Origin of the sequence: Robiginitalea sp. (assembly GCF_049588695.1) — a bacterium.
Classification (GTDB): Bacteria; Bacteroidota; Bacteroidia; order Flavobacteriales; family Flavobacteriaceae; genus Robiginitalea.
The window spans coordinates 1-1,810 of record NZ_JBAVZJ010000280.1; the positions used below are offsets into that span (position 1 = coordinate 1).

General features: G+C 45.6%; 3 protein-coding genes. 2 read left to right on the forward strand and 1 reads right to left on the reverse strand.

Annotated elements, in window-relative coordinates; all coding sequences use genetic code 11:
• Positions 1–181: 181 nt before the first annotated feature.
• Positions 182–640 (reverse strand): DUF4442 domain-containing protein, encoded by a 459-nt coding sequence (locus WBV75_RS06740; RefSeq protein WP_424119872.1) that lies wholly within the window; start codon positions 638–640, stop codon positions 182–184.
• 136 nt (positions 641–776) lie between these two features.
• Here WBV75_RS06740 and WBV75_RS06745 point away from each other — a divergent pair, with 136 nt between their 5' ends.
• Positions 777–1,259 (forward strand): DUF4870 domain-containing protein, encoded by a 483-nt coding sequence (locus tag WBV75_RS06745; RefSeq protein ID WP_424119873.1) that lies wholly within the window; start codon positions 777–779, stop codon positions 1,257–1,259.
• Positions 1,256–1,711: a nuclear transport factor 2 family protein gene (locus tag WBV75_RS06750; RefSeq protein ID WP_424119874.1), complete on the forward strand. Its 456-nt coding sequence runs from the start codon at positions 1,256–1,258 to the stop codon at positions 1,709–1,711. The genes WBV75_RS06745 and WBV75_RS06750 overlap by 4 nt, the downstream gene beginning before the upstream one ends.
• Positions 1,712–1,810 lie beyond the last annotated feature (99 nt).

Genomic DNA, 1,810 nt, shown 5'->3' on the forward strand with positions numbered 1-1,810 from the left:
AACGATAAGTGATGCTATAAGCTTGTTAAGGGGGGGCATTTCTCCCCCGCCCCAGTTCTAAATTTACATGTTTTCCCTGCAAGACCCTTTCAGGGGTTTACATAAACTCCCGGGACTCCCAGGGATAATCTTCATTTAACAGGTATACATTTTCATCAAGTGTTACACGTATAATCCATAATTATTGCTTACGGGCCTTCAGCGTCCATTCGAAATGGAACTCACTTACAACATCTCCCCCCTCATCCCGACCGATAGCGGTCATCCAAATCGTTTCTCCCTGATCTGAATCCAACACCTTTTCCAGGGTTTCACCCAGGCGTACCCCGTCCTCACACCGGAAGCTGATTCGTCCCCTTGCCTTTTTGGTGAAATGCGCCTTGTTTTTCAGGACCAACATCGAAATACCCCTCCCGGATTTGCGAATTTCCCGGCTCACCAGGGCCCCTGTGGCCAATTCTGCAGCCATGCCCTGAACGGCCCAAAACATGGAACGAAAAGGATTCTGGTTGATCCAGCGGTACCGGACAACAGTCACCGCGTATTGATCGGTTAATTCCCTGAGTCGCACCCCACACCACCATGCAGACGGGAGTTTAAAGAATAAATAGGTGTTGACTTTCCGGGTAAATCCGTCCATAAAACTCAGCCTGATTACTCCTTAAAGGTAGGGCATCATACTCTCATATTATTGTTAATATTATGTTAATTTATAGTACTATGTTTTGCATAATACCTTCTTTTGGATATATATTTGTATAAGAAACAACTAGGTCATGGCAGAAACTATAACAAAACACGAGCGAAATCTCTCCGCAGTCATACATGGGGCTACCCTGGGGCGTTTCTTTTTTCCGCTCGGACAATTCCTTTTTCCATTGATTTTCTGGTTGCCCAACCGCAAGCAGTATGCCTTTGTAGATTACCACGGCAAGCAGGCTTTAAACTTTCAGATCAGTATGGCGCTCTACGCCCTTGTGATTGGGATGATCTCATTTCCTTTTTTCCTGGGTTTCCTGCCCGATATTTTCGAGGGTGGGATTTTCGAATGGACGCACGGCCGTCACGGAGGGCCTTTTCGTTTTAATATGATGGATACTTTCTGGAATTCGCCGAGGTTCTGGTGGCCCCTGGGCCTTACCGGTATCCTGGAGCTCGCCCTCTACGCCGTGAACATCATCTATACCATATTGGCCACCCTGCGCACCAGCGAAGGGGAGTACTTTAAATACCCATTGACCATACCCTTTATAAAATGAAAACAGGATTCATACCCATTATCTCTTGTGTATTCCTGATAGCCTGTCACAATGCTATGGGGCAGGTGGCCAGGGATTCAGAACTCTATCGCACGATTATGCAGCTCGATACCGCCTATTTCGAAGCCTACAACTCCTGTGATATGGCCACTCAGGCGAGTTTGATGAGTGACGATCTGGAATTCTACCACGACAAGGGCGGGCTGAATACCTCCAAATCTGAGATCATCCAAAGTATAGAAGCAAATATCTGTGGGAAAGTAACCCGGGAATTGATCGAAGAAAGTGTGGAAGTACACGATATCGCCGGGTTTGGAGCCGTAGAAATCGGTTACCATAAATTTTATAACAATCAGGAACCCGATGCCCAGTCAAATCCCAGCCGGTTTATTACGGTGTGGAAAAACACGGAAGGGGACTGGAAAATGCATCGTATCATCAGTTTGCACTAATAATGAAAACCGAAGTTTATTCATCAATCGAAAATCAATCATCAATCATCAATCAAGTAAACATCTATTATGAAATCTCAAAAAACGAACAGTTAACCC

Coding starts and splice junctions, on each gene's coding strand:
- WBV75_RS06750 (WP_424119874.1), top strand. CDS start 1,256: ATGAAAACAGGATTCATACCCATTATCTCTTGTGTATTCCTGATAGCC.
- WBV75_RS06740 (WP_424119872.1), bottom strand. CDS start 640: ATGGACGGATTTACCCGGAAAGTCAACACCTATTTATTCTTTAAACTC.
- WBV75_RS06745 (WP_424119873.1), top strand. CDS start 777: ATGGCAGAAACTATAACAAAACACGAGCGAAATCTCTCCGCAGTCATA.